A 1,009-nucleotide genomic window follows, 5' to 3' on the forward strand; every position below is an offset into this window, starting at 1 on the left:
GCCGCGCCCGCGGGGCGGGGCCGCGCCCCCCCCCCCCGGCCCCCCTCCCCCGTGGTGCGGTCCGTGGTGCGGTCCTCCCGCCGGGGCCGGGACGGGCCGTCCGGCCTAGGACGGGATGTTCTGCTCCGCCCAGACGACCTTCCCGGTCGCCGTACGGCACGAACCCCACCTGCGGCAGAGCAGGTTGATGAGCTGCAGGCCCCGCCCGCCCTCGTCGCTCTCGCCGGCGTGCTGGATCTGCGGCAGGTCCGGCCCGGTGTCCGCGAGCTCCACCAGGAGCCGCTCGCCACGCAGCAGCCGGAGCCGGCCGGGGCCGCCGCCGTACCGCATGGCGTTGCCGACCAGCTCGCTGACGACCAGTTCGGTGACGTCGGCGAGATCGGCCAGACCCCACCGGCCCAGCTGCTCGGTGACCAGGCCGCGGGCGACGGAGGCCGGGTTGCCCGTCTCCGGCAGGTCCCACACCCGCAGGCCGGCCTCCGGCGGCAGCTCGCACCCGCGGGCGACCACCAGCACCGCCTCGTCGAAGCGGCCGTCGCTTCTGCGCGGCAGGGTGAGCGGCCCCCCGTCGTCCAGGTCCCCGGGTGCCATCGCGGCGACGGCCGCGCGCAGCCCCTCCAGCTGGACGTCCACGTCGTCGACGCGCGTCTTGACCAGACCGTCGGTGTAGAGCACGAGCCGGCTGCCCGACGGGGCGCGCAGCCGCAGCGGGTCGTAGGGGATGACGCCCGCGCCCAGGGGCGCGCCGACCGGCACGTCGAGGAAGCGGGTGGTGCCGTCCCCGTCCACCAGCAGCGGCGGCGGATGGCCCGCGCTCGCGATCGTGTAGCTGCCGTCCGCCGGGTCGTGGACGGCGCACAGACAGGTGGCGACCTGGTCGTCCTCCAGGTCGCGGGTTGCCAGGTCGAGCCGGGCCAGCACCCGGTCGGGGGCGATGTCCAGCGTCATGAGCGTGCGGGCCACGGTGCGCAGCCGGCCCATCGTGGCGGCGGCCGCCACCCCGTGGCCG

1 protein-coding gene is annotated in these 1,009 nt (G+C 77.2%); it reads right to left on the reverse strand.

All coding sequences use genetic code 11. The annotated features are described in order from the left end of the window. Positions 1 to 105 precede the first annotated feature (105 nt). The coding region (locus ABZ371_RS10845; protein ID WP_358676541.1) for an ATP-binding SpoIIE family protein phosphatase at positions 106 to 1,009 on the reverse strand (904 nt) is incomplete at its 5' end.

Source organism: Streptomyces sp. NPDC005899, assembly GCF_040629645.1.
GTDB lineage: Bacteria > Actinomycetota > Actinomycetes > Streptomycetales > Streptomycetaceae > Streptomyces.